The following is a 24617-nucleotide window of genomic DNA, read 5'->3' as shown; positions in this document are numbered from 1 at the left end:
ACAATCTGCTATTGGTTTTTCATTCAGTTCAGTCCAGCTTTTCTCCCGTGAATACGCCCGTCCCCTCTAAATAGTTCCGAAGCGGAGTATACTCCGGGGAATGCCAAAAGCTTTGGGAGGCAATCAATTTTGCTGCATCCGTCCTTGCCACTTCCAGGGTCCTATAATCATGGACCATGTCGGCTACCTTGAACTCGGGAAGGCCGCTTTGTTTTTTACCGAAGAAGTCCCCGGGGCCACGAAGTTCCAAATCTTTTTCGGAAAGGGCAAAACCATCGTTTGTCTCGGTCATTATTTTCATCCGTTCTTTGCCGACTTCCGTTTTCGGATCAGCCAGCAGTATGCAAAAGGACTGATCACTCCCCCGTCCAACTCTTCCGCGTAACTGATGCAACTGTGAAAGCCCAAACCGTTCTGCATCATAAATGACCATTACCGTTGCATTTGGAACATTCACCCCAACTTCGACAACCGTCGTAGAAACAAGGATTTGAGCTTCATTGGCACTAAACTGCTGCATCACTTCATCTTTTTCATCCGCGGGCAGCCTTCCATGCATAAGACCCACTTTGTACCTGTTTGCAAAGTATTGTGTCAGCATTGCATGAACATCGAGAACATTCTGTAAAGAATCGAGTTTCTCCGACTCCTCAATCAAGGGACAGATGACGTAAGCCTGTCTCCCTTTCTTTAGTTCCTTTTCGACAAAGGTTAAGATCCGATCAAGCATTTGGTGTTTCGCCCAATAGGTTTCTATCGCTTTTCGCCCGGCAGGCATTTCATCGATCGTGGAGACGTCCATTTCCCCAAACACTGTAATTGCAAGCGTTCGCGGAATCGGTGTTGCCGTCATGAAAAGGACATCTGGATTCGTACCTTTTTCACGAAGGATGCGGCGCTGTTCCACTCCGAAACGATGTTGTTCATCCGTTATGACAAGACCTAGATTCCGAAAATTCACTTCATCCTGTATCAATGCATGAGTTCCTATCAAAAGATCTAACTCACCGGATTCCAACATTTGCAATAGTTCCTTGCGTTTTTTGCCTTTTACCGAACTTGTCAACAATGCGACCTTTACTCCACTCGGTTCCAACATTGCCTTCAGGGATTGTGAATGCTGCTCAGCCAAGATTTCCGTCGGGACCATAAGTGCACCTTGGAAACCTGCTGTAATCGTCGCCTTCAGGCATATGGCGGCAACCACCGTTTTTCCAGACCCGACATCCCCTTGAAGTAGACGATTCATCCGGTAAGGAGATTTCATGTCATTCATTATTTCCTCGACGACCCTATTTTGAGCGTTCGTCAAAGGAAAAGGGAGAGTTCCAATGAACGCTTCCAGCTGCTCCATGTCAAACTCCTGTCCTATCCCTTTTGACTGCTCCCTCTGCACTTTACGAAGTGCCTGCATTTTAAGTTGAAACAATAAAAACTCTTCATACACAAAACGGCGTCGAGCCTTTTTCACCTCATTGGCCGATAGAGGGAAATGCATTGTATGAAGAGCATCGTTACGAGGCATCAGTTTGTATGCCGTCAATAATTGCGGGGGCAGATTCTCTTCTATCATTGCCCCATATTCAGAAAATGCATTGGAGATAAAGCGGCGGAGACCCTTGACCGTAATGCTGCCTTTCACTGAGTACACCGGTTCGAACTCTTTCTCCCGGCTACGATCACCAACGTGGCATTCCGACCCTGTAATGGTTTGGCGATGACGATCCCACTTTCCTGTAACCATTACGGTTTCCCCTATCGCAAGCTTTTGCTTCAGGTATGGCTGGTTAAAAAAAATGACATTTATTAAATATCTCCCAGTCAATACTTTAATCGTAAGCCTGGATTTTTTCTTTCCGAAGTATCCTAAAGTGGGCACCGTATGAACCTTGCCTTCCACGGTAACCCGCTCATCGTGCTCGACCGTTTCCAAATCCCTCAACCGGTAATCTTCATAGCGATATGGGAGATGCTCAAGGAGATCCGCGACGGTATGGATCCCCATTTCCCCCAACGCTGCCGCCGTTTCGGCCCCAATTCCTTTTACTGCTGTTATGGGTTCCTGTATAGTTGCTTTCACTTCTTATTCAGCGGCAAGCCAAAGATTTTCGCTTCCAACTCCCGCCCAGTCGGTGTAGCCGCTAAACCTCCTTGTGCAGTTTCCCTAAGTGCCGATGGCATCGTTTGCCCGATTTTATACATCGCATCAATCACTTCATCACACGGTATCCGGCTTGTGATCCCCGCTAACGCCATATCTGCGGCAACCATTGCATTGGCTGCACCCATGGCATTCCGCTTCACACAAGGCACTTCCACAAGCCCAGCAACAGGGTCACATACAAGACCAAGCATGTTCTTTAATGTGATAGCCATCGCTTCTGCACTTTGTGCCGGTGTCCCACCTGCCATTTCAACGATGGCTGCCGCTGCCATGCCCGAGGCAGAACCGACCTCCGCCTGACAGCCCCCTGCGGCTCCAGAGATCGAAGCATTATTCGCAACAACAAAACCAAAAGCCCCTGCTGTAAATAGGAACTCAATTTTTTGTTCCCGAGTCGGTTTTAATTTATTTTGCAAAGCAAAAAGTGTTCCAGGCACAACACCAGCAGATCCGGCAGTCGGTGTCGCACAAATCGTTCCCATGGCTGCGTTCACTTCGTTTGTTGCCACGGCTTTGCTTACCGCATCCAACAGCAGTTCACCGGATAAGGAATTTCCGGATTTAATGTAATTCTGAAGAAGAACTGCATCCCCTCCCGTCAGGCCGGAAACGGACCGTACACCTTGAAGTCCTTTTTCAACTGCCTGTTCCATTACATCCAGGTTGACACCCATCTGGCGGATGATTTCTTCACGGCTTTTTCCCGTTACTTCCATTTCCTGCTCTATCATCAGCGTTGAAATTCTTTTCTGCTTTGATTCAGCTAATTCTACTAATTCCGCTACATTTCGAAACATGATTCATTCTCCTTCCTAAGTGGAAACGATTGCCCTGTCAATCCACAATCCTTGCTACTTGAGTGATGTTGGGGAGTGCCGTAATTTCAGCGATGACGTGATCCTCTAGGTTATGGTCCACTTCAATCGTCATCAAGGCCATCTTCCCTTTCTCTTTTCGGGAGACTTCCATCTGGCCAATATTGATTTGATGCTTGGCTAATATTTTTGAAACATTGGCAATGGCACCAAATCGATCATCATGAACGACGAGTATGGCAGGGTTGTGCCCGGAGAGCCTCAATTTAAACCCATTCAGTTCGACGATTTCGATCTTTCCCCCGCCAATCGATATTCCGACAAGTTCCAGTTCACCATCATCATCACCAACTGTTATTTTTGCAGTATTGGGATGTTCCGGCACTGCTTCTTCTTCCCGAAAAGTAATTTTCATTTTCTTTTTGCGTGCTAGTTCCAGCGATTCTTTGATTCTCTCATCAAATGTATCAAAATCAAGTAAGCCTCCTACAATGGCTACATCCGTTCCATGGCCTTTATAGGTTTTGGCAAACGATCCGTAAAAAGAAATATGTGCCCATTTTGGTTCCCGGTCGAATAAATTCCTTGCAACCCTACCGATCCTTGCTGCTCCTGCTGTATGGGAACTAGAGGGGCCGATCATAACAGGACCAATTATATCGAATACACTTCTAAATTTCATGATTTGCTCCTCCTTCTTTACACTGGGAGTAGTTAAATAATAAAGCCTGATATATTGTAATTACAATCACGCTGTCCGTAATCCTTCTTTTCAAAAAAATAAAACTGCATAGCCTAATGACATATGCAGTTTATTGCCTTTTATTTTTTTCAGGATCCTTAAAAAAATTATGACGAATAAGTCTCCCTTATCTTCATGATCCTCTACTTATTCAATTGAAAAAATAAAAGAATATAAAGGTTGTTTCCCATTATGGACTTCAACTTCAACGTCTTCGAAATTCTCATTACAAAACGCAACAAGATTTTCGACATCTTCAGCAGTGGCATCTTCCCCATATAAAATGGTAAGGATTTCCGAATCTTCGTCAATCATATCGGAGAGAAGACCTTTTGCCGCCTGAGTCATGTCTTTATCCTTCACTTTGATGGTGCCTTCAGCAATTCCCATGAAGTCCCCGGTCTCGATTGCTAGACCGTCAATGTTTGTATCCCGGACAGCATAAGTAATCTGGCCCGTTTTCACATGCGAAAGGGCTTCGATCATCGCTTTTTTATTCTCTTCAGCATCAAGTGAAGGGTTGAATGCCAACAATGCAGCCATTCCCTGTGGTACTGTTTTCGATGGAATGACAGTCACATGATCCCCAAGCACATCTGCAGCCTGATTGGCCGCCATGATGATATTTTTATTATTAGGCAAGATGATCACATAATCTGCATATGCCTCTTCGACAGCTTTAACGATATCTTCCGTGCTAGGATTCATCGTTTGGCCGCCTTCGATGATGGACTTAGCGCCGATGCTTTTGAATAATTCGCTGATGCCAGCACCCATCGCCACTGACACTACAGCGTACTTCTCTTTGGTGGACGGTTTAGTTTGAAGCGGTGTATTCGTCTCACCGACAATCGCAGTATGCTGTTCACGCATATTATCGATTTTCATTTTTATTAAACTACCATATTGCTGTCCATAATTCAGGCACGTGCCAGGCTGTTCCGAGTGAATATGTACTTTGACGACTTCATCATCTGAGATGACTAATAATGAATCCCCGTATTCACTTAAATCATTTCTGAATTTTTCTTCATCAAATGGTTGATTGGCAAGTTTTTCACTTTCCAATCGGACCATGAATTCCGTACAGTAGCCATACACGATATCTTCCGTATTCATATGCACTTGTACATTCATGTGATGTTCGGCACTGATCATGTCGTCCATGCTTGGACCATTTGAAGATCGGACTGGAAGGGCTTCACCTTTCAGCTCAGCAAGGAAACCTTCATAAACGAACACCAACCCTTGCCCACCGCTATCAACGACTCCCACTTCTTTTAAGACTGGAAGAAGATCTGGTGTGCGTTTTAATGAGGCATTGGCCTCACTAACGATTTCTTCCATTACTTGAATAAGGTCTTGGTGCCTTGCTGCTGATGAAACCGCTTGCTTGGCCGCATCTTTTGCAACCGTTAAAATGGTTCCTTCAACAGGTTTCATTACAGCTTTATAAGCTGTCTGAACCCCTGCTTCAAAAGCTTGGGCAAATTCTTCACTATTGATTTCCGATTTATGTTCAATCGCTTTAGCAAAACCGCGGAACAGTTGCGAAAGGATTACTCCTGAATTGCCGCGTGCGCCCATTAGCAGTCCTCTTGAAAGGGACGTACCCACTTTCCCGATGTGTTCCTGGACGTTATTTTGCACTTCCTTCGCTCCCGAAGTCATCGATAAATTCATATTCGTTCCTGTATCTCCATCTGGAACAGGGAAAACATTCAACGCATCAACCATTTGGGCATTAGCCGCTAAATGGTTGGCACCTTGAATGATCATTTCTGCAAAGCGCTTTCCGTTTAAACTTGTAATTGACACAAAACTTTCCTCCTATATTTAAGGGTTCGTCACACGAACTCCCTGCACAAAAATGTTGACGGAATCAACAGCTAATCCTACAGTTTTGTCCAGAGTATACTTTACCTTTGATTGCACATTATGTGCAACTTCCGAGATTTTCGTTCCATAACTTACGATAATATACATATCGATATGAACTTCTTCTTCTTCTTGACGGACTATTACACCCTTAGTAAAGTTTTCTTTTCTTAAAATTTCGGCAATGCCGTCTTTAAATTGTTTTTTGGAAGCCATTCCTATAATTCCGTAGCAATCCACGGCTGCTCCGCCTGCTACAGTAGCGATAACATCATTAGAGATGTCAATTTGTCCATACTTCGTTTGTAATTCGATAGACATTTTCTTTTCCCTCCCAAAAAATCAAATCAACTAAAGACATTTTACTATAATGTCTATGGTTTTAAAAGTAAATGTCATACGGTACTGTATATAATTCAATTTTGAAGTATGTATGTCAAGGTTTTTTTCTTGAAAGTAATTAACTGAAGTATTGCATTCTAACGGTAGGTATGATAAATTATTAAAGTATTTTACAAAGACTTAAGACGACTGCGAAAAACTTAAGCTTGTTGTAGTTAGGAGGGAATTTAACATGGCACGTAAATGTGTAATCACTGGAAGAAGAACTCGTTCTGGTAACAGCCGCTCTCACGCAATGAACGCTAGCAAGCGTACATGGGGCGCTAACCTTCAAAAAGTACGTATTTTAGTTGACGGTAAACCTAAACGTGTATACGTTTCTGCAAGAGCTCTTAAATCGGGCAAAGTAGAACGCGTATAATGTTACGGCATCCTCTTAGGATGCCTTTTTACTTTAATGGCCAGTATTAATGGGGAAGGTTTCAATTCGTTGATCAAGGCTGGTCTGCATCAAGGAAGAAAGCCTTCACCCATTAATGGATGGCTTCCCCTTTTTACCGAAAAATAACACCTCCCTGAATTTGAGAGGTGTCATGGAGATAAGTATCAGCCTTTTTTAAACGCTCCGAGCATAGCCCTTACCAAACTGCCCAGAACTTTTGGCAATTTAATCGTATAAAATTTCATCATGCCCCTCCTCTTTGCATCCCACAATTAAAGATGAAGTGGAATTTTTCTATTACAACATAAGCTTTTAAGCGGATATAGGATGATCGTAATTATATCCGAATCTGCTCTAAGCATGAATTTTAATCACTGCTTCTTATCACCATTAATATGCCTTTCTCAAATGAAACATTCCCAGAATCGGAAATTAGTTCATTGCTGATGCAAAGCGTCGAACCTATTTCCACGCTTGCATCATTCAGTGGGTATTTGAAACCCGAAAGTGTAATGCCGGTGACTTCCGCCGTTACAGGAAGCAATGACAAGTATTTCTTATCTTTCAAAGCAGTGACATCATATGAACCTGCTGTCTTTACTGTGAATATATTTTGCCGATCGACTATGTATATTTCTATATCGCCATGATAAGGGAGGACACTTTCTTTTTGGAGCAGCTGGATATTTCCAAGAAAATGGTCCATTCTTCCCCCTGTAGCGCCCAGGATATGAATTTCACTTGGCTTTTGCCCTATTGCCCATTTAAATGCAATCTCTAAATCCGTTTCATCCTTTTCCGAAGAATATAGATTGATTTGTTCCAGCCTTTGCTCAATCTTCTTGTATTCGCCTTCCGAAACTGAATCAAAATCCCCAAAACCGTACTTAGGTTCGATACCTTTTTCAAGCAAGGACCATACTCCCCTATCAACCCCGACCCAAAGATCAGTCTTCTCCACATACCATTTCAGATCCGGCCAAAAGCATTCCGGACCTCCAGCCATTATACTAATAATCATTGAAATCATCCTTTTCTATATCTAATCATATCCAAGGTGCCTTTGTTTAATTGATAAAAAAAGCCGACCACCATCATACGAATATGATAGTGTCGGCTTATATCACTTTCCCCGAATCTTTTGAATCGCTGCGTGTCGATCTTCTTGATTATATATTGCCGAGCCGGCCACCAGGACTGTCGCCCCTTGTTCAATACATAGTTTAGCCGTTTCTTTATTCACTCCACCATCAATCTCTATTTCGAGGTTTTGATTATACATTTCTGCCATCGCCTTCACTTCGGCAATTTTCGGCAGAACGGATTTAATGAACTTTTGCCCGCCAAAACCCGGATTGACCGTCATCAACAATACCATGTCAATATCTTCGATTATAGGTTGGATTAAGGAAGCCGGAGTGGCTGGATTAAGCACCACGCCTGCCTTTACACCAAAAGATTTAATCAATTGTATCGTCCGATGCAAATGAGTGCATGCCTCTACATGTACAGTTATATAATCGGCTCCCGCTTTCGCAAAAGCCTCGATATAACGATCAGGTTGTTCGATCATTAAATGAACATCAAGCGGAAGTTTTGTCACCGGGCGGATAGCATCAACAATTAGTGAGCCTATCGTTATATTCGGCACGAAATGCCCATCCATGACATCCACATGGATTAAATCCGCTCCGCCCCTTTCCACATCAAGAATTTCTTCTCCCAATTTTGCAAAGTCAGCTGATAAAATGGATGGTGCGATTTTAACCATTTTAATACCTCGGCTTTCTATCTCTGATTTCTTCTAAGAATTGCATATAATGCTCATATCGATAACGTGGAATTTCCCCGGCGTCAACCGCTTCCTTCACTGCACACTTCGGTTCTTTATCGTGCAGGCAGGCACGGAATTTACAGTCTTCCCCATACTTATGCATTTCCGGGAAGCAATAAGATAACCGTTCAGCTTCCATTTCCATGAATTCAAGTGAACTGAACCCTGGAGTATCTGCGACAAGTCCAGAGCCAATATGAATCAATTCAACGTGGCGGGTGGTATGCTTCCCACGTCCCAGATGTGATGAAATGTCATCCGTCTTTAAAGCCAAGTCAGGATTGATTGCATTCAGCAAAGACGATTTCCCAACGCCGGACTGACCGGCAAATACACTGGTTTTTCCTTCTAAATACGGCACTAGTCCTTCAATTCCTCCAGCAGTAACTGAAGATGTTTCCAGTACAGTATAGCCAAGTTTCTGATAGTCCTTGATATACTGAGACAATTTCTTTTGGTTTTCAGCCGTAACCAAGTCAAGTTTCGTCACGACGATAATGGGTTCGATTTCGTTATCTTCGATCAGTACGAGGAATCGATCAAGCAAAGCCGGACTGAAATCAGGCTCTACTGCTGAAAAGACAAGGATAGCCTGGTCTACATTCGAGATTTGCGGACGAATCAATTCATTCTTTCGCGGTTTTATTTCGGTCACGGTCCCGTCCGTTTTATTTTCCGCTTCAAAAACCACATAATCACCCACAAGCGGCGTTACCTTATTTTTCCTGAACACGCCCCGTCCGCGGCATTGATAGACCTCTTCACCATCAAGGACATAATAAAATCCACTTAATGCTTTGATAATTTTTCCTTCGGGCATAACCACACTCCTAATTATTAAATTTATTCTGGATATGAGACGGATTCGTCAATGATGACCTGATTGTCCCGCATGACTTTATATCCTGCTTTCTTATCCGGGGAAACCATTAATTCGATCGTTCTTTTGGCATCATCCAAGATAAAGAATGTTTCTTGAGGCTCCGTCATGCTATTGTCGATATCCTCGATGAAAATTTGTATTTTTTGCGTTTTGCCTGGCTCAACCGGATCATACTCGATTTTGATTTCCTCCGTTACACTCTTGGGAGGAATCTCTTCTTTCCCTTTTGAAATGACCACTTTCACAGTACTGCCCTTTTCCACCTTCGTAGCAGGTTCGGGTGACTGGGAAATGACAAGCCCCTCTGCTACTGTATCATCATAGATTTCTTCTTCGACATCGATCTTTATTCCACTTTCATTGGAATAATCATCAAGGCCAGCTTGATTGAACCCAGTTAAGTTCTTCAAGCTCAGCAGATCTGCCCCTTTACTGACCGTTAGCTCAAGCTCCGTTTCGGATGGTACGACCTCAGTGGCACCCGAGGGCGATTGATCTATGATCGTGCCGGCAGCACTGTCATCATATTTTTCGGTCACGCTTATGTTTTTGAATCCCATTTTTTCAAGAAGGGATTTAACATCAGAGTAGTCTCGACCTTCATAACTGGACAATGAAATCGTCTCTTTGCCAATGCTTTGATAAATATCGATCACTGCACCTTCCTTGACCGTCTTACCTTCCTTAGGGTTGGTTTTGATCACAAGACCAGCTTCGACCTCTTCATCTTCAATCTCGATCGTGTCCCCAATTTCCAAATCCATTTCAAGCAATTCAGTAATGGCATCATCCAATTTTTCCCCTTTAAGGTCCGGGATCGTCACTTCCTTCGAAACAAGGAGGGGAGGTAAAACAGTGACAGATAAAACAGCAAGCAGGGCAAGAACTAAAAAGGTGGTCACCAAGATCGCAGGCATGTTCTTTCGTTTTTTACCTTTATGTTCCGACTTGATTTTTTGTTTTTTCTGTTTCTTTTGTTTTTTCTGTTTCTTTTTCGATTTACTCTCTGCTTCTGATTCACTTTCTTCATCGTCCGCATAGACCAATGTATTTTTTTCCGGACCCCTTATGATTGTCTCATCCACGCTTGAAATCTGATCATCCGTTATGACGGGGATGGCTTTTGTTGCATCATGATCTTCAGGAATGGCAAAAGGCAGTTCATTTGAACGCTCAGGATTAAGCGAAGTCCGCATGTCATCTTCCATTGAGTCCACGCTATCATAGCGGTAATATGAATCTTTGGCTGTCGCTTTCAGGATAATATTTTCCACACTCTGAGGTATTTCAGAGTTCCAGCGTTTTGGCGAAGGAGTTTCCGATTGTAAATGTTTAAGCGCGATCGAAACGGCTGATTCACCCGAAAAAGGCAATCTCCCCGTCAACAATTCAAACATGACGATGCCCAGTGAATAAATGTCCGATTTCTTATTGGCCATACCGCCTCTGGCCTGTTCCGGAGATAAGTAATGAACCGAGCCCAAGACTGCGTTGGTCTGCGTTATGTTTGTTGCACTTAGGGCCAATGCAATACCGAAGTCCGTAATCTTGACGGTTCCTTCTTTATCTATCAAAATGTTCTGTGGCTTGATGTCACGATGGATAATCCCATTGTGATGGGCATGGGAAATCGCTGCCGTGATTTGCTTCATGATATCCAGGGCTTCATCAACTGGAATTGGATAATATTTTTGTATGTATTGCTTTAGAGTAAAACCGTCCACGTATTCCATTACAATATAATAGATTGAATCTTCTTCACCAACATCATAAATGCTTACGATATTGGGATGGGCCAAACTGGTTGCCGATTGGGCTTCCCGATTGAAGCGCTTGATGAACTCTTCGTCATTATTAAAGTCCATGCGAAGGATTTTCAATGCAACGTCCCTATCTAAGATCATATCCCTTGCAAGGTAAACATTCGCCATACCGCCGCCGCCGACCATCTCGATCAGTTTATAACGGCCGTTGATTCTTCTACCAATCAACATTCAATTCACCTGCTTTCACTTTCTTCAGTAAATTGAACAAGCACAAGGGTGATATTATCTTCCCCACCGTAGTGATTGGCCTTATCTATTAATGAATTCGCCTTTTCTTCAAGTGACTGTTCATTGGTTATGGTTTCTTCCAGTTCCTGTTCACTCACTTTATTCGTCAATCCATCCGAACAAAGCAATAGTAAATCATTTTCTTCGAAGATGACAGTCATAATGTCCATTTCCACTTGCATTTCTGTCCCCAGGGCTCGTAATAAAACATTTTTCCGTGGGTGGTTTTCGGCATCTTCCTTTGAAATCTGCCCGGAACGGACCAATTCATTAACAAGTGAATGGTCTTCCGTGACCTGCTTAAAACCGCTCTCATTATACAAATAACATCGGCTGTCCCCGATGTTAGCAATGGTAGCAAACTTGTCGGTGCAAATGGCTGCAACAATGGTGGTCCCCATGCCCTTACATTCCGTATTCGATTCAGCATGTTCAAAAAGCAACTGATTGACCAAGACGATTTGCTGCTTCAGCCAATCCTCGGCCTCATTTGCCGTTTCGATACCTGTAGATGCTTCCCAGCCCTTTTTCAGAAGGTCTATCGTCATTGCACTGGCTACATCCCCGGCACGGTGGCCGCCCATGCCATCTGCAACGATGGCAAGGCGAACGCCTTCCGAGTTCTTAAAGATTCCGCCATTATCTTCATTATGCTGGCGGACTTTTCCACGGTCTGTCTTAAATATTGCCCTCATAGGGTCACCTCGTCTCTTCTTTGCGCTCCTTGGCCCGAAGCTGGCCGCAGGCTGCGTCAATATCACTGCCTTGTTCCCTTCGGATCGTTACATTAATGCCGCGCTTCTTCAATGTTTTTTCAAACTCAAAAATTTGGTCCCGAGGTGTACGTACATAGTTGCGTTCAGGTACATAGTTAACCGGTATTAAGTTAACATGGCATTTTATCCCTTTTATTAAACTTGCTAATTCTTCTGCGTGCTCCACTGTATCATTTTCGCCACCGAATAGACCATATTCAAAACTTACACGGCGACCTGTTTTTTCTGTATAGTATTTGATGGCTTCAATCAAGTCTGGAAGTTTGTAGGCCTTATTGATCGGCATCAATTTACTTCTCAATTCCGTATTCGGTGCATGAAGGGAAACAGCAAAGTTTATTTGCATGCTTTCTTCGGCAAACTTATAGATTTTAGGAATGATTCCACTTGTGGAAACGGTAATATGACGCGCCCCGATGTTCAAGCCCTTTTCATGGTTTATATTCTTCAAGAATGACATCATATTATCGTAGTTATCAAACGGTTCACCGATTCCCATGATAACGACAGAACTAACACGTTCTTCCGATTCGTCAAGTGCTTGCTGAACTTTAACGACCTGGGCAACAATTTCCCCTGATTCAAGATTACGCTTTAAACCGCCTAATGTCGATGCACAGAATGTACAGCCAATTCTACATCCTACCTGCGTTGTCACGCAAATGGAGTTTCCGTATTCATGGCGCATCAGCACCGTTTCAATCGAATATCCATCATGGAGTTCAAATAAAAACTTCATCGTTCCGTCATTGGACGTTTGCTGAATCAAAGTCTTCAATGTCGTGAAGGTGAATTGTGATTCCAGCTTATCCCGTAATGTTTTCGAAAGGTTGGACATATCTTCAAAACTGGAGACACGCTTTTTATAAAGCCAGTCATATACTTGTTCGGCCCGGAATGCCTTCTCTCCATTTTGAATAAGCCATTCTTTAATTTGGTGAAGCTCTAATGAGTAGATCGATGGTTTTTCTGGTGTCGTGTCTTTTCTTACTCTAGATGATTTAGTGATTTCTGCCATTACAGCACCTTCTTTCTAAAACTCGCAATAAAGAATCCGTCACTGCTAAAATATTGCGGAAAAACTTGCAGCGTATGACCCTCGATAAATGGCTGAACGCTTTCAGGCATTCTTGTGGACAAGGTTGCATCGCTTTCAAAATCCGGATGGCTTTCCAAAAATGCTGCAGCGACTTTGTCATTTTCTTCTTTATCCACCGTACAGGTACTATATACTAACCGTCCGCCTTGTTTGACAAGCGGGGCAGCCGATTCCAATAATTGTTTTTGTATACTTGAGAGTTTCATTATATCATCTTTTGTTTTAGTGTACTTTACATCAGGCTTCCGGCGCATGACTCCCAATCCGGAACATGGTGCATCGATCAGCACCCTGTCAAACCCTTCCTTATTAAAGTGTTCTTGCACATTCCTGCTATCAAGGGCCATTGTCTTAATATTGTTTCTGAGTTTTAGGCGCTCAGCCTGCTCTTTAATGAGCTTGACCTTATGCTCATGAAGGTCGAGCGCATATACTTGTCCAGTGGTCAAGCCTTCTGCGATATGTGTCGTTTTCCCTCCAGGTGCAGCACAGCAATCGAGTACAGCATCATTTTCATTCGCACCTAATGCATGGGCTACAAGCATTGAACTCTCGTCCTGAATCGATAAATACCCTAATTTGTAGCTTTCTGAATGAGCAAGATTCCCTTTATAGCTGACGATTGCTTCGGGAACGACTTCACTTGCTTCAACATCATATCCTTCTTCCGTTAATATGCTGATCAGTTCACGGCGTGAAATCTTCTTTAAATTAACCCGTCCCGTCTGTAAAGGCGCAGTTAAGTTGATTTCACACATTTCCTTGGTTTTTTCAAAACCAAATTGCTCTACCCAACGCTTGACCAACCAAATTGGGTGACTTACTTCTATGGAAAGCCGTTCCAGATCATCTTTAATATCACCTAAAGAAGGAACACCATTTCTTTGAATATTACGAAGTACACCATTTACCATCGAAGATGTACCTTTATGCCCGCGCTTTTTGGAAATTTCGACGGCCTCGAAAATGATTGCATGATCAGGCACTTTATCTAAATAGACCATTTGGTAAACGGAAAGTCTAAGTAAATTGATGACCCAGCTTTGCGTTTTTTTCGGTTGTTTAATATATGGGTTCAAATAATAATCCAAAGTCATCTTCCGCTGTATGGTACCGTAGCTTATTTCTGTAAGCAGTCCGCTGTCCACGGCGGATAACTGGTGCTTTTTAATCAAATTGTTCAATAATAGGTTACTGTAGGATTGGTTTTTCTCTACAGATTCCAAGATATCGAGAGCGATTTCACGTACTCCCTTTTTAGTTTGCTTCATTCTGTTCTCCTAACTTCATGCCTGCTTTAATGAACGATCCGGCTCCGCGCAAATAATCTTTCGCCGGCATTTTTTTCTTCCCTGAAGGCTGCAGTTCTGTAACTAGTATTGCCGTCTCATTGCCTGTCGAAACGATGAAACCATCACTTTGTACATCAATGACCGTGCCCGGCACTGCCTGATTGCCATCTTCAAGTTTCTTTACCTGCCAAATTTTCAAAATGGCCCCATCTAAGGTTGTATAAGCAACAGGCCAAGGATTCAGGCCACGTACATGGTTATAGATGTCTTCCCCTGATTTCGACCAGTCGATTTTTTCCTCAGACCGTTTTATGTTAGGCGCAAAAGACGCTTTTGCCTCATCCTGCTTGATCGCCTGTAACTCCTGATTTATAAGTTTCGGAAGCGTCTCTGCAAGTAAATCCGATCCTATCTTGCTTAATTTATCATGCAGTGAACCTACATTGTCTTCTTCCTCTATAATAACTTCCGCCTGAGTCAATATATCACCGGCATCCAATTTTTCCGCCATGTACATGATGGTTATTCCCGTCTTTTCTTTCCCTTGTAAAATGGAATAATGAATTGGCGCCCCTCCACGCAGTTCAGGAAGCAGGGAGGCATGTACATTAATACAGCCGTACTTAGGGGCATCCAGCAATTCATTCGGAAGGATTTGACCGAAAGCAGCCGTCACCACTAAGTCAGGATTCAATGCAATGATTTTTTCAAGTTCTTCTTTTTCACGGATTTTTTCGGGCTGATAAACGGGAATCCCCTGCTTTTCGGCTTCGACCTTAACTGGCGGCGGCGTCAGCACCTTTTTGCGGCCTACTGGACGATCGGGCTGTGTGACCACAGCGATCACTTCATACCCTTCATCAATGATTCTTCTCAATACCGGCACTGAAAAGTCCGGCGTACCCATAAATATAATTTTTGTCATTCTTCCCCAAACCTTTCTAACTCTTCTTCCGAAATATACCGGGAAACCTTACTTGTAAATAAAACTCCTTGCAGATGATCAATTTCGTGCTGAAGGGCCCTCGCGAGGAAATCCTCCGCTTCTATCTCGAAAAACGATCCTTTTCGGTCTTGTGCCCGGACTTTGACACGGTATGGACGCGATACTTCGCCATATAAACTCGGGAAGCTCAAGCATCCTTCAACACCTGTCTGTTCGCCTTCCACTTCCAGCACTTCCGGATTAATCAGTTCGATAGCACCTGATCCTTCCTCTATTTCAACGACGGCCACTTGCTTTTTCACGCCAACCTGAGGTGCTGCAAGTCCAACGCCATCCGCCTCCACCATCGTTTCATACATATTATTTAACAGCTTTGCCAACTTTTTATCAAAACTTGTTACTTTATCGCATTTTTGTTCTAAAATTTTTTCAGGAAACAAGACAATCGGTAAAATAGCCAAAATTAAAGGTACCCTCCTAGATATGAAAAACAACACTTCATTATATAAAAACGCAAGCTGTAACAGCTCGCGGTAATCATCCATCTCTTAAACAATTACATCATGATCTGTGGATTTAAATCTATTGAAATCTGCAGATGATTTTGAGCGGTTTCTTTTTGGTAATGCTCCAAAAGTGTGCGTAGATGCTGATTAAGGTCCGGCTCTCGTTTGTATTTTATCAGACATTGATAGCGATATCTATTGTTGATTCGACTAATGGGCGAAGCAACCGGACCTAGTACGATAGAATCCCGATTCAATCGTGAGCCTAAATAATTGGTGATTTTTTCAGTAACACTGACCGTCTTCATTAAGTCTTCATGTGAAACGGTTATAAGGACAACATAATAATAGGGAGGGTAATGACTTTGCCTCCTTAGATGCATCTCCCGTTCATAAAAAGCATCAAAATCCTGTAAGGCAGAAAGCTCGATGCTGTAATGCTCAGGCGTATAGGTTTGGATGACCACTTCTCCCGGAAGCTGATGACGTCCCGCCCTTCCGCTTACCTGCGTCAGCAGCTGGAATGTCTTTTCAGAAGAACGGAAATCAGGCAGATGCAGCATCGTATCAGCTGATAGGACTCCAACAAGAGTGATATTAGGAAAATCAAGGCCTTTTGCTATCATTTGGGTACCTAGCAATATATCGGCCTTCCCTTCACCAAAAGCATTCAGCAACCGCTCATGTGAACCTTTCTTGCTCGTCGTGTCAACATCCATTCGTATGACCCGTGCTTCAGGGAGGATTTTTGCTAGCTCTTCTTCAACCTTTTGAGTGCCTGTACCGAAGAACCTTATATGTTCACTTTCACATTCAGGGCAAACGGAAGGCATTCCCTCTTCAAACCCACAATAATGGCATTTCATTATATCATTAAAGCGATGATAAGTAAGTGAAATGTCACAATTAGGGCAGTTGATGACCAATCCGCAGCTTCGGCACATCACAAAGGAAGAATGTCCCCTTTTATTTAGCATCAGGACTGTTTGCTCTCCCTTCTCAAGCCGGTCTTTCAGCTTGGTAAAGAGCAGCTCCGAAAACATGGAACGATTTCCCGTTCTTAGTTCTTCCCTCATATCTACAATATCCACTGCTGGCAACGCATTTTTATTCATCCTCTGGCTAAGGGTCAATAATTTATAGACGTTTTTCTTGGCACGCGCAAAAGATTCAAGTGTAGGTGTGGCGCTGCCAAGAATTACCGGACACTTATATGATTTTGCTCTTTCAATGGCAACATCCCTGGCGTGGTACCTTGGGGTTTCTTCTTGCTTATAACTGGATTCATGTTCTTCATCAATGATGATCAGCCCCAGGTTTTCAAAAGGAGCAAACACGGCTGAACGCGCCCCCACCACCACTTTAACTTCCTTACGATGAATTTTCCGCCATTCATCATATTTTTCACCTACGGATAAACCGCTATGCATGACAGCTACCTGCTCACCAAATCGTTCCTTAAACCGCTTCACCGTCTGTGGCGTTAAGGAGATTTCAGGTACAAGCATGATGGCTTCCTTCCCTTTTTCAATGACAGAGGCAATTGCCTGTAGATACACTTCCGTCTTCCCGCTGCCTGTTACACCATATAAAAGAAAGACATCATGTTCATCATGATGTATTTTCTCGTTGATGGGCTTCAAGGCAGCTGTTTGTTCAGCTGTTAGTGTAAAGGGTGTGGATTTTTCGAACACACGGTTTTCATACGGATCACGGTATATTTCTTGATCCATTTCCGCCAAAGCCCCTTTTGCCACTAGGGATTTGACGGTACCGCTCGATGTGTTTATCAATTCAAGCAATTCCTTTAACGGAATGGGTTCTTGATGTTCAATAAAGTATTGAAGGAGTTCCTGTTGTTTTTTTGCATGGCTGGACATGGCTGATGCCATTTCTTTCAGTTCCTTAGGGGAAAGCAAAGATTTAATGACACGGACCGTCTTCTTATTTAGTCGGTTTTTCACATTATATACGAGTTCAAGATTGCCATTTTGCATTTCCTTTTGGAAGAGAGAGGCGTTCTCCCCTTCAATCACGTCTTTCCAGGATATTGAATCATTTTTTCCGAAAAGGTTTTGAATGTAGAGAGGCAGCTGCTCCTTTTTATCTTCAACGACTTTAATAACTTTTTCATACTTTGCTTTCATCGCTGCCGGAAGCATGGCCTGCAGCGCTGAAATTTTAAAACACATCGCCTCTTTAGTCAACCAGTCACCAAGCTGCAGCAATTCATCATTAAGGATAGGCTCCAAATCCATTGGTTCCTTTATATTGCGTAATTTCGCAAAGTCGCTTTTAGCTTTTAAGCCTGTGACGAATCCCTGCACCATTCTTGGACCGAATGGGACGATGACCCGCATTCCGGGCTTGATGACTTGGTTCCACTTTTCAGGTATGCGATAGTCGAATTCTCGATCCGTTTGTTTAGCAGGTACATCCACGATGACGGATGCTATATCCATAAGACATCATTCCTTTTGCATGCGGGATACTTCTGCCAGGATGCTTTTAGCTATATCCGCTTTACTCATTTTTGGAAGTTCGATCGCACTTCCATCTTTATCGTAAATGGTCACGATGTTCGTATCCGTTCCAAATCCTGCCCCTGCGACGGTAACATTATTGGCAACGATCATATCTGCGTTCTTTTTGACTAATTTTCCTCTAGCGTATTCTTCGACGTTGTTCGTTTCAGCCGCAAAACCTACCAAGATCTGATGAGTTTTATTTTCACCGAGTTCCTTAAGGATATCCTTTGTCCGTTCAAATTCAATCACATTTTCCCCTGGCTGCTTTTTCATCTTTTGAGCATGATAAATCTTTGGTTTATAGTCCGCCACTGCAGCCGTCATGATTACGACGTCACTGGAATCGAACTGATCGAATACCGCATCATACATATCCGCTGCCGATTCCACTGGTATTACTCTAGCCTTGAAAGGTGGCGTCAAGTTCACGGGGCCAGTAATCAATGTCACTTCAGCACCCATTTCAATTGCCTTTTCGGCTAGGGCATAGCCCATTTTGCCGCTGGAATGATTCGTCACGTAACGCACCGGATCAATCGCTTCACGAGTCGGTCCTGCCGTTATCAAATATTTCTTTCCTTTAAGAGGCTGTTTCTGTGATTTGCGTTCACCGAAATATCGATTAAGATGTTCCACGATTGTTTCCGGTTCCTCCAATCGCCCTTTTCCTACATAACCGCAGGCCAAATACCCTTCACCCGGTTCAATGAATTGATATCCGAACGACCGAAGTGTCTCCATATTTTTCTGAACCGCTGGATGGGCGTACATGTGCACGTTCATTGCCGGCGCAACCCAAACAGGTGCTTCCGTTGCCAGTAGCGTGGTCGTGATCATATCATCCGCGATTCCATTGGCCACCTTGCCAATGACATTGGCTGTAGCTGGGGCCAATAGGATGATATCAGCCCAATCAGCCAAGTCGATGTGGGCAATGACTGAAGAATCCTTCTCATCAAAAGTATCTGTATAAACATCATTTCTCGAAAGTGCCTGAAAGGTGAGCGGCGTCACGAACTTACGTGCCGATTCACTCATGATCACTTTTACATGCGCACCTTCCTGAGTTAATTTACTTGTCAGGGCAGCAGCCTTATATACAGCAATCCCGCCGGTGACACAAAGAAGTACTTTTTTATCGATAAGCATGCAAATTTCCCCTAACTATACATTCTTTTTTTCTAATTATGACGGAAAACCGAAGAAATTTCATTTGAAATGCGCAATATCATATGGATTCCCCCAACATTCCATATCTTTCAGGATTTCATCTATGACTTTGGTTACTTTTAAAAAAATCAAAACAAACAGGCCTGACACCTTGGCCGCAGGAAGGAAGCACTTTCCAAATGTAACGCTCCTGTTTGCTTTAGGGTGTCAGGCCCGATAGGTCAAGCTATGTGTTCTCTTAGTTTTCCTCGTAAGAATTATCATAAGTCAATTTACCGGAATGAATTTCTTCAAGGGCACGACCTACCGATTTATGGGAAACCGGTTTAATAAGGCAATTATCTTTAATTTGCATTTCCCTGGCGCGTTTAGCTGCCACCGATACAAGTGAGTATTTAGAATCGATTTTAAGTAATAGAGAATCAATTGATGGATATAACATGGTTTATTCCGCCTCCAACATTTTTTTATATAAAACTGCAACTCTTTCCCGACGGCAATGCTCGGCAATTACAATTGCATTAATTCTAGCACATGCTGCATCCACATGATCATTTTCAACAACATAATCGTACAGATCCATAAGTTCTATTTCTTCCTTGGCCACTTTCATCCGGCCTTTTATCGCTTCCTCCGTCTCGGTTCCGCGAGTAACGATGCGGCTTTCGAGTTCAGTCAAACTCGGAGGAGCAAGGAAAATGAAAAGTCCTTCAGGGAACTTCTCCCGGACTTGTTTAGCTCCTTGAACTTCTATTTCCAGAAATACATCTTTTCCGGAATCGATTGTTTCACGGACATAATCCACGGGTGTTCCATAATAATTACCGACGAACTCAGCATATTCCAGTAATTTGCCTTCTTCGATCAGTGCTTCGAATTCCTCGCGTTTTTTGAAGAAATAGTCCACTCCGTCCACTTCACCATGGCGAGGCAGCCTTGTCGTCATCGAAATTGAATATTCGAATGCCGTTCCTGGCTGAGAAAAAATCGCCTTCCTAACAGTTCCTTTACCAACACCGGATGGTCCGGACAAAACGATTAATAAACCTTTTTCTCTCATATTGTTTCAGTTACCCCTCTTCTACGCTGTCATCTCTATCTTGTAGCCGTGCAGCAACCGTTTCCGGTTGAACGGCAGATAAGATAACATGGTCGCTGTCTGTAATTATAACGGCCCTGGTTCTTCTACCATATGTAGCATCTATTAAGGATCCGCGATCTCGGGCGTCTTGGATGATCCTTTTTATCGGAGCCGATTCAGGGCTCACGATGGATACGATCCGGTTCGCGGAAACGATATTCCCAAAACCAATATTAATGAGCTTAATTGACATTTTTGTCCCCCATTCATATCTATTGTCACCTTGTTAGGTTCATCATAAACCGACTACTCGATATTTTGAACCTGTTCCTTTAATTTTTCAAGCAAACTTTTCATTTCCACCACATCTTTCGTAATGGCCGAATCATTTGCCTTTGATCCAATCGTATTGACTTCCCTATTCATTTCCTGGACAAGGAAGTCAAGTTTCCTTCCAATTGGTTCACTATGGGTAAGGGTCCTTGAAAATTGCTGTAAATGGCTATCGAGTCTGGTCAGTTCTTCATTTATATCACATTTATCAGCAAAAATGGCCGCTTCTGTCACAATACGGCTATCTTCAATCAAACCATCAGTCAACTCGGCCAGTTTGATTTCCAATCGGGCTTTATATTTTTCGACGACTGAAGGTGCATGCATTTTGACTCCTGCTACAATCTCACCGAACTTTTTCAGCTGGCGTTTCATGTCCGAGGCAAGTTCCTGACCTTCGAGATCCCGCATTTTTTTCAGATTTTCCAATGCCCCCGTGACGGCCTTCATTAAAAGGGATTCCAAATCGGCAGGAACCGCAGGTACTTCTTCCGTTATGAAAATCGATTCAAGTTGCAGCATATCCTGTAATGCAATGGAACTTTCCAGATTGTACTTTCGCTTGACTTCATCCATCAAACCCACATACTGATCCGCAAGATTCCAATCGATCTTCACCTTTTTGGAAACCAGGCTCTCACCTTCCACTGTGATGAAGATTTCCACCCGTCCCCTTCTTATGTATTGATTCGCCTTCTTCTTTACCTTTTCTTCCAAAACCAAAAGCTGGCGCGGCATCCGAATCGTATATTCACAAAAACGATGGTTCACGGTCTTAATTTCGGCAAAAACCTTGACCTGTTCGTTTTCCGCTTCTTCTCTTCCATAGCCCGTCATACTGGTAACCATGGTTCCACATCCTATCAAACATAATGTAGTAATTTGGCCTTTAACTTTCATTATATATTAGCTACAGCACGAAAACTTAAGCTCACAAATAAAATACTACAAAAATAAAAAGGCAATAGAGCATGACTCTACCACCTTAAAGATTATATCATATATCATTGTGCTTTTCTTGCTAAAAAGGTTCCAGCCAGTAAAAAAGTTGGAATGGATGCCATCCCTATAACTAATAGCCAATCCCTTCCCGAAATCGGTACCGTATGAAAGATTGTTTGTAGAGGCTGCACATACATGACGGCTACCATCAATAATAGGGAGGACAGTACCGCCCCCACTAGATAAAGGTTACCGAATGGATTTCTCGAGAAGATCGAACGTTCGCTTCGGCAATCGAATACATGTATTAGCTGAGCCAGGACCAAGGTAGCGAACGCAATCGTTTGTGCATAAGCAAGATTATCCGGATTTGCACGGTATACCACATAAAATGCGATCAATGTAGAAATCCCGATCAGAAAACCACGAGAGATGATCTTCCAGCCAAGCCCTCTTCCAAAAACACCTTCATTAGCATTTCTTGGATTTCTTTTCATTACATCTTCTTCTGCGGAATCCAGTCCCAATGCCATCGCAGGCAGTCCGTCGGTAACAAGGTTCACGAATAAGATCTGGATTGGTATCAAAGGTAACGGCAAGGCACATAGCATCGCAAAAAACATGACCAAAATCTCCCCAACATTGGAAGCAAGCAGATAACGGATGAACTTCCTGATGTTTTCGTAAATATTCCTGCCTTCTTTGATGGCCGATTTAATTGTGGCAAAATTGTCGTCAACCAATATCAAGGAAGAAGCTTCCTTAGCGACATCTGTACCCGTGATACCCATGGATATACCAATATCCGCTGATTTTATCGCAGGGGCATCATTGACACCATCCCCTGTCATTGCAACGACATGTCCTTTATTTTGCAAGGCTTTTACGATTTTCAACTTATGTTCCGGGGAAACGCGGGCAAATACCGAAACACTTTCAACAACTTCCTCAAGTTCCCCTACTTCCATGTCGGCCAATTGCCGTCCTTCTAGTACGCGGTCTTTTCCTTTTAAAATACCAAGTTCTTTAGCTATTGCCTTTGCTGTTATTACATGGTCGCCAGTAATCATGACAGTTTTGATTCCGGCATCCCTGCATTCCTTAACTGCCTGCTTCACTTCCGGACGTGGGGGATCGATCATGCCTTGCAGTCCCATGAAGGTCAAATTGCGCTCAGCTTCGGTTTCATGAAGCAAAATCGTTCCTTTAGAAAGGGGTTTATAACCAACAGCAATCATTCGAAGTGCCTGAGAGGCAAGCTCATTCATGTCCTGTTGCACCCTTTCCTTACTCTTCTGATTCAATATTTCCGACTTTCCTTCCCAAAGAATCGTGTCGGACTGGGCGATCAATACATCAGGGGCCCCTTTTACGATGACGAAATGATTATCTTTATCATCCTTCACTATGACACTCATCATTTTGCGGCTCGAGTCAAATGGAAACTCCTTGACTATCGTAAACCTCTTAGACAAGTGTTCCCTCGTCAAGCCCGCTTTCATTGCCGTGACCAACATCGCCCCTTCTGTCGGATCACCGTCCAAAATATATCGTTTACCATCCTCCTTTAACTCGGCTTTATTACAGAGCATGCCGAATGTAATTATTTGAAGCAAGGCATTATGGTTTTTCGGGGCAACTGAAACTCCCTCTAAGGAAAACTCTCCGACAGGATTATAACCAGTACCGCCGACATCCCAAGTTTTCCCTCCACTCCAGACCTTCGTCACCGTCATTTTGTTTTGTGTCAGTGTACCTGTCTTATCTGAGCAAATCACTGTTGCGCAGCCAAGCGTTTCTACGGCAGGAAGCTTGCGGACAATCGCTTTTTGTTTGATCATACGCTGAACGCCCAAAGACAATGCTACGGTCACAATGGCTGGCAAGCCTTCAGGAATCGCCGCAACAGCCAAAGATACCCCGGCCAAAAACATCGTATAAAGATCATGCCCTTGAATGACGCCAGTCAGGACCACGATTACAGTTAATATTAAAGCCGTGACGATCAAAATTTTGCCTAGCTGCTCCAACCTCCGTTGAAGCGGTGTTTCTTTTGTTTCTGCAGTCTGCAGGAGATCCGCAATCTTGCCCATCGCCGTATTCATTCCTGTAGCGATTACGATTCCTACCCCATTTCCTCTTGTTACCATCGTTCCCATAAACGCCATATTTTCCTGATCACCGATACCTTCAACCTCATTCATCAATGGATCAGAACATTTAACGGCCGGGAGTGACTCGCCGGTAAGTGCAGACTCTTCTATTTCAAGGCTTGACTGGTCGATGATCCGTAAATCGGCACCAATTCGGTCACCACTCGAAAACTTCAGGATATCCCCTACTACGACTTCTCTCGATGGGACTTTCAGCCACTGGCCATCCCGAAGTATGTTAACTTGCGGCGCAGCCATTTCCTTTAGGGCATCCAGAGATTTCTCGGCCTTCCGTTCTTGAAAAAACCCAAGTAATCCATTCAAAAAAACAATCGCCATGATGGCAATCGCATCGATATATTCACCCAATATCCCGGAGACTAAGGTCGCGGCAAGTAAAACTATGACCATGAAATCTTTGAATTGGGCGAAAAATAAAAGAATGGCTGACTGTTTTTCTCCTTCCTTCAATTCGTTAAAGCCATGCTTTCGCAGCCTGTCCTTTACTTCATCATCGTCCAAACCGTGTGTAACGTTTGTTTGAAGCGCTTTCTCCATTTCTTGATTATTCATTTCCTTGAACTCCATCAAGTATCACACATCCCTTTGAATAGAATGAAATAGGCTCCTGTATACA

The 24617-nt window shown here is 43.3% G+C and carries 23 protein-coding genes; 1 reads left to right on the top strand and 22 read right to left on the bottom strand.

The genetic code is table 11. From position 1 onward, the window contains the following. Positions 1-28 precede the first annotated feature (28 nt). From recG to AC3ISB_RS08050, 5 genes are all read right to left on the bottom strand, one after another. Positions 29-2080, bottom strand: a complete 2052-nt coding sequence (recG, locus tag AC3ISB_RS08070; RefSeq protein ID WP_480339133.1) for an ATP-dependent DNA helicase RecG — start codon at positions 2078-2080, stop codon at positions 29-31. Continuing rightward, the gene (gene sdaAA / locus AC3ISB_RS08065) at positions 2077-2961 is read right to left on the bottom strand and encodes an L-serine ammonia-lyase, iron-sulfur-dependent, subunit alpha (RefSeq protein WP_141992193.1); all 885 of its coding nucleotides are present in this window, start codon (positions 2959-2961) and stop codon (positions 2077-2079) included. Before sdaAA ends, recG begins: the two co-directional genes overlap by 4 nt. A gap of 37 nt (positions 2962-2998) precedes the next feature. Further along, positions 2999-3661: an L-serine ammonia-lyase, iron-sulfur-dependent subunit beta gene (gene sdaAB / locus AC3ISB_RS08060; protein WP_489275989.1), complete on the bottom strand. Its 663-nt coding sequence runs from the start codon at positions 3659-3661 to the stop codon at positions 2999-3001. Between the two features lie 207 nt (positions 3662-3868). After that, positions 3869-5539: a DAK2 domain-containing protein gene (locus AC3ISB_RS08055; protein ID WP_489275988.1), complete on the bottom strand. Its 1671-nt coding sequence runs from the start codon at positions 5537-5539 to the stop codon at positions 3869-3871. Between the two features lie 18 nt (positions 5540-5557). Continuing rightward, positions 5558-5920 (bottom strand): Asp23/Gls24 family envelope stress response protein, encoded by a 363-nt coding sequence (locus AC3ISB_RS08050; RefSeq protein ID WP_048684651.1) that lies wholly within the window; start codon positions 5918-5920, stop codon positions 5558-5560. Positions 5921-6173: 253 nt separating this feature from the next. Between AC3ISB_RS08050 and rpmB the strand changes: the two genes are divergently transcribed. Beyond that, complete coding sequence (gene rpmB, locus AC3ISB_RS08045; protein ID WP_034313767.1) at positions 6174-6362, top strand: 50S ribosomal protein L28; 189 nt, start codon at positions 6174-6176, stop codon at positions 6360-6362. Positions 6363-6547: 185 nt separating this feature from the next. On the opposite strand, the gene spoVM is transcribed toward rpmB, so the two are convergent. The 17 genes from spoVM to AC3ISB_RS07960 form a co-directional block, all read right to left on the bottom strand. Continuing rightward, positions 6548-6628 carry a stage V sporulation protein SpoVM gene (gene spoVM / locus AC3ISB_RS08040; protein ID WP_034313769.1) on the bottom strand — a complete coding sequence of 27 codons (81 nt, stop codon included), beginning with the start codon at positions 6626-6628 and terminating at the stop codon, positions 6548-6550. 122 nt (positions 6629-6750) lie between these two features. Beyond that, entirely contained in the window at positions 6751-7404 is a 654-nt protein-coding gene (locus AC3ISB_RS08035) for a thiamine diphosphokinase (RefSeq protein ID WP_141992195.1), read from the bottom strand. A gap of 102 nt (positions 7405-7506) precedes the next feature. Then, positions 7507-8154, bottom strand: a complete 648-nt coding sequence (gene rpe, locus AC3ISB_RS08030) for a ribulose-phosphate 3-epimerase (RefSeq protein ID WP_480339135.1) — start codon at positions 8152-8154, stop codon at positions 7507-7509. A gap of 1 nt (position 8155) precedes the next feature. Further along, complete coding sequence (gene rsgA / locus AC3ISB_RS08025) at positions 8156-9037, bottom strand: ribosome small subunit-dependent GTPase A (RefSeq protein WP_141992197.1); 882 nt, start codon at positions 9035-9037, stop codon at positions 8156-8158. A gap of 23 nt (positions 9038-9060) precedes the next feature. Further along, on the bottom strand, positions 9061-11094 hold the full coding sequence (pknB, locus tag AC3ISB_RS08020; RefSeq protein ID WP_480339136.1) for a Stk1 family PASTA domain-containing Ser/Thr kinase: 2034 nt from the start codon (positions 11092-11094) through the stop codon (positions 9061-9063). Between the two features lie 5 nt (positions 11095-11099). Beyond that, the gene (locus AC3ISB_RS08015; RefSeq protein ID WP_141992199.1) at positions 11100-11849 is read right to left on the bottom strand and encodes a Stp1/IreP family PP2C-type Ser/Thr phosphatase; all 750 of its coding nucleotides are present in this window, start codon (positions 11847-11849) and stop codon (positions 11100-11102) included. Between the two features lie 4 nt (positions 11850-11853). Further along, complete coding sequence (gene rlmN / locus AC3ISB_RS08010; protein ID WP_098371051.1) at positions 11854-12948, bottom strand: dual-specificity RNA methyltransferase RlmN; 1095 nt, start codon at positions 12946-12948, stop codon at positions 11854-11856. Beyond that, positions 12948-14300: a 16S rRNA (cytosine(967)-C(5))-methyltransferase RsmB gene (gene rsmB, locus AC3ISB_RS08005; RefSeq protein ID WP_141992201.1), complete on the bottom strand. Its 1353-nt coding sequence runs from the start codon at positions 14298-14300 to the stop codon at positions 12948-12950. Before rsmB ends, rlmN begins: the two co-directional genes overlap by 1 nt. Next, the gene (gene fmt, locus AC3ISB_RS08000) at positions 14287-15246 is read right to left on the bottom strand and encodes a methionyl-tRNA formyltransferase (protein ID WP_098371053.1); all 960 of its coding nucleotides are present in this window, start codon (positions 15244-15246) and stop codon (positions 14287-14289) included. The genes rsmB and fmt overlap by 14 nt, the downstream gene beginning before the upstream one ends. Further along, entirely contained in the window at positions 15243-15728 is a 486-nt protein-coding gene (def, locus tag AC3ISB_RS07995; RefSeq protein WP_098371054.1) for a peptide deformylase, read from the bottom strand. The genes fmt and def overlap by 4 nt, the downstream gene beginning before the upstream one ends. 95 nt (positions 15729-15823) lie before the next feature. Next, entirely contained in the window at positions 15824-18235 is a 2412-nt protein-coding gene (gene priA, locus AC3ISB_RS07990) for a primosomal protein N' (protein ID WP_480339137.1), read from the bottom strand. A gap of 6 nt (positions 18236-18241) precedes the next feature. Further along, positions 18242-19450, bottom strand: coding sequence for a bifunctional phosphopantothenoylcysteine decarboxylase/phosphopantothenate--cysteine ligase CoaBC (gene coaBC / locus AC3ISB_RS07985; RefSeq protein WP_489275982.1), 1209 nt, complete (start codon positions 19448-19450; stop codon positions 18242-18244). A 259-nt stretch (positions 19451-19709) separates the two neighbouring features. Continuing rightward, positions 19710-19913 carry a DNA-directed RNA polymerase subunit omega gene (gene rpoZ / locus AC3ISB_RS07980; protein ID WP_034313807.1) on the bottom strand — a complete coding sequence of 68 codons (204 nt, stop codon included), beginning with the start codon at positions 19911-19913 and terminating at the stop codon, positions 19710-19712. Between the two features lie 3 nt (positions 19914-19916). After that, complete coding sequence (gmk, locus tag AC3ISB_RS07975; protein ID WP_034313809.1) at positions 19917-20531, bottom strand: guanylate kinase; 615 nt, start codon at positions 20529-20531, stop codon at positions 19917-19919. 10 nt (positions 20532-20541) lie between these two features. After that, positions 20542-20805, bottom strand: coding sequence for an extracellular matrix/biofilm regulator RemA (gene remA / locus AC3ISB_RS07970; RefSeq protein ID WP_034313813.1), 264 nt, complete (start codon positions 20803-20805; stop codon positions 20542-20544). 53 nt (positions 20806-20858) lie between these two features. Then, on the bottom strand, positions 20859-21734 hold the full coding sequence (locus AC3ISB_RS07965) for a YicC/YloC family endoribonuclease (protein WP_480339138.1): 876 nt from the start codon (positions 21732-21734) through the stop codon (positions 20859-20861). 155 nt (positions 21735-21889) lie between these two features. Next, a complete protein-coding gene (locus tag AC3ISB_RS07960) occupies positions 21890-24568 on the bottom strand; it encodes a calcium-translocating P-type ATPase, SERCA-type (RefSeq protein WP_141992229.1) in 2679 nt (892 codons plus the stop codon). Positions 24569-24617: the final 49 nt, after the last annotated feature.

Source organism: Peribacillus sp. GL_122, assembly GCF_057835005.1.
The sequence above is the reverse complement of the archived record's forward strand: the minus strand, read 5'-3'. Positions and strand labels throughout refer to the sequence as shown.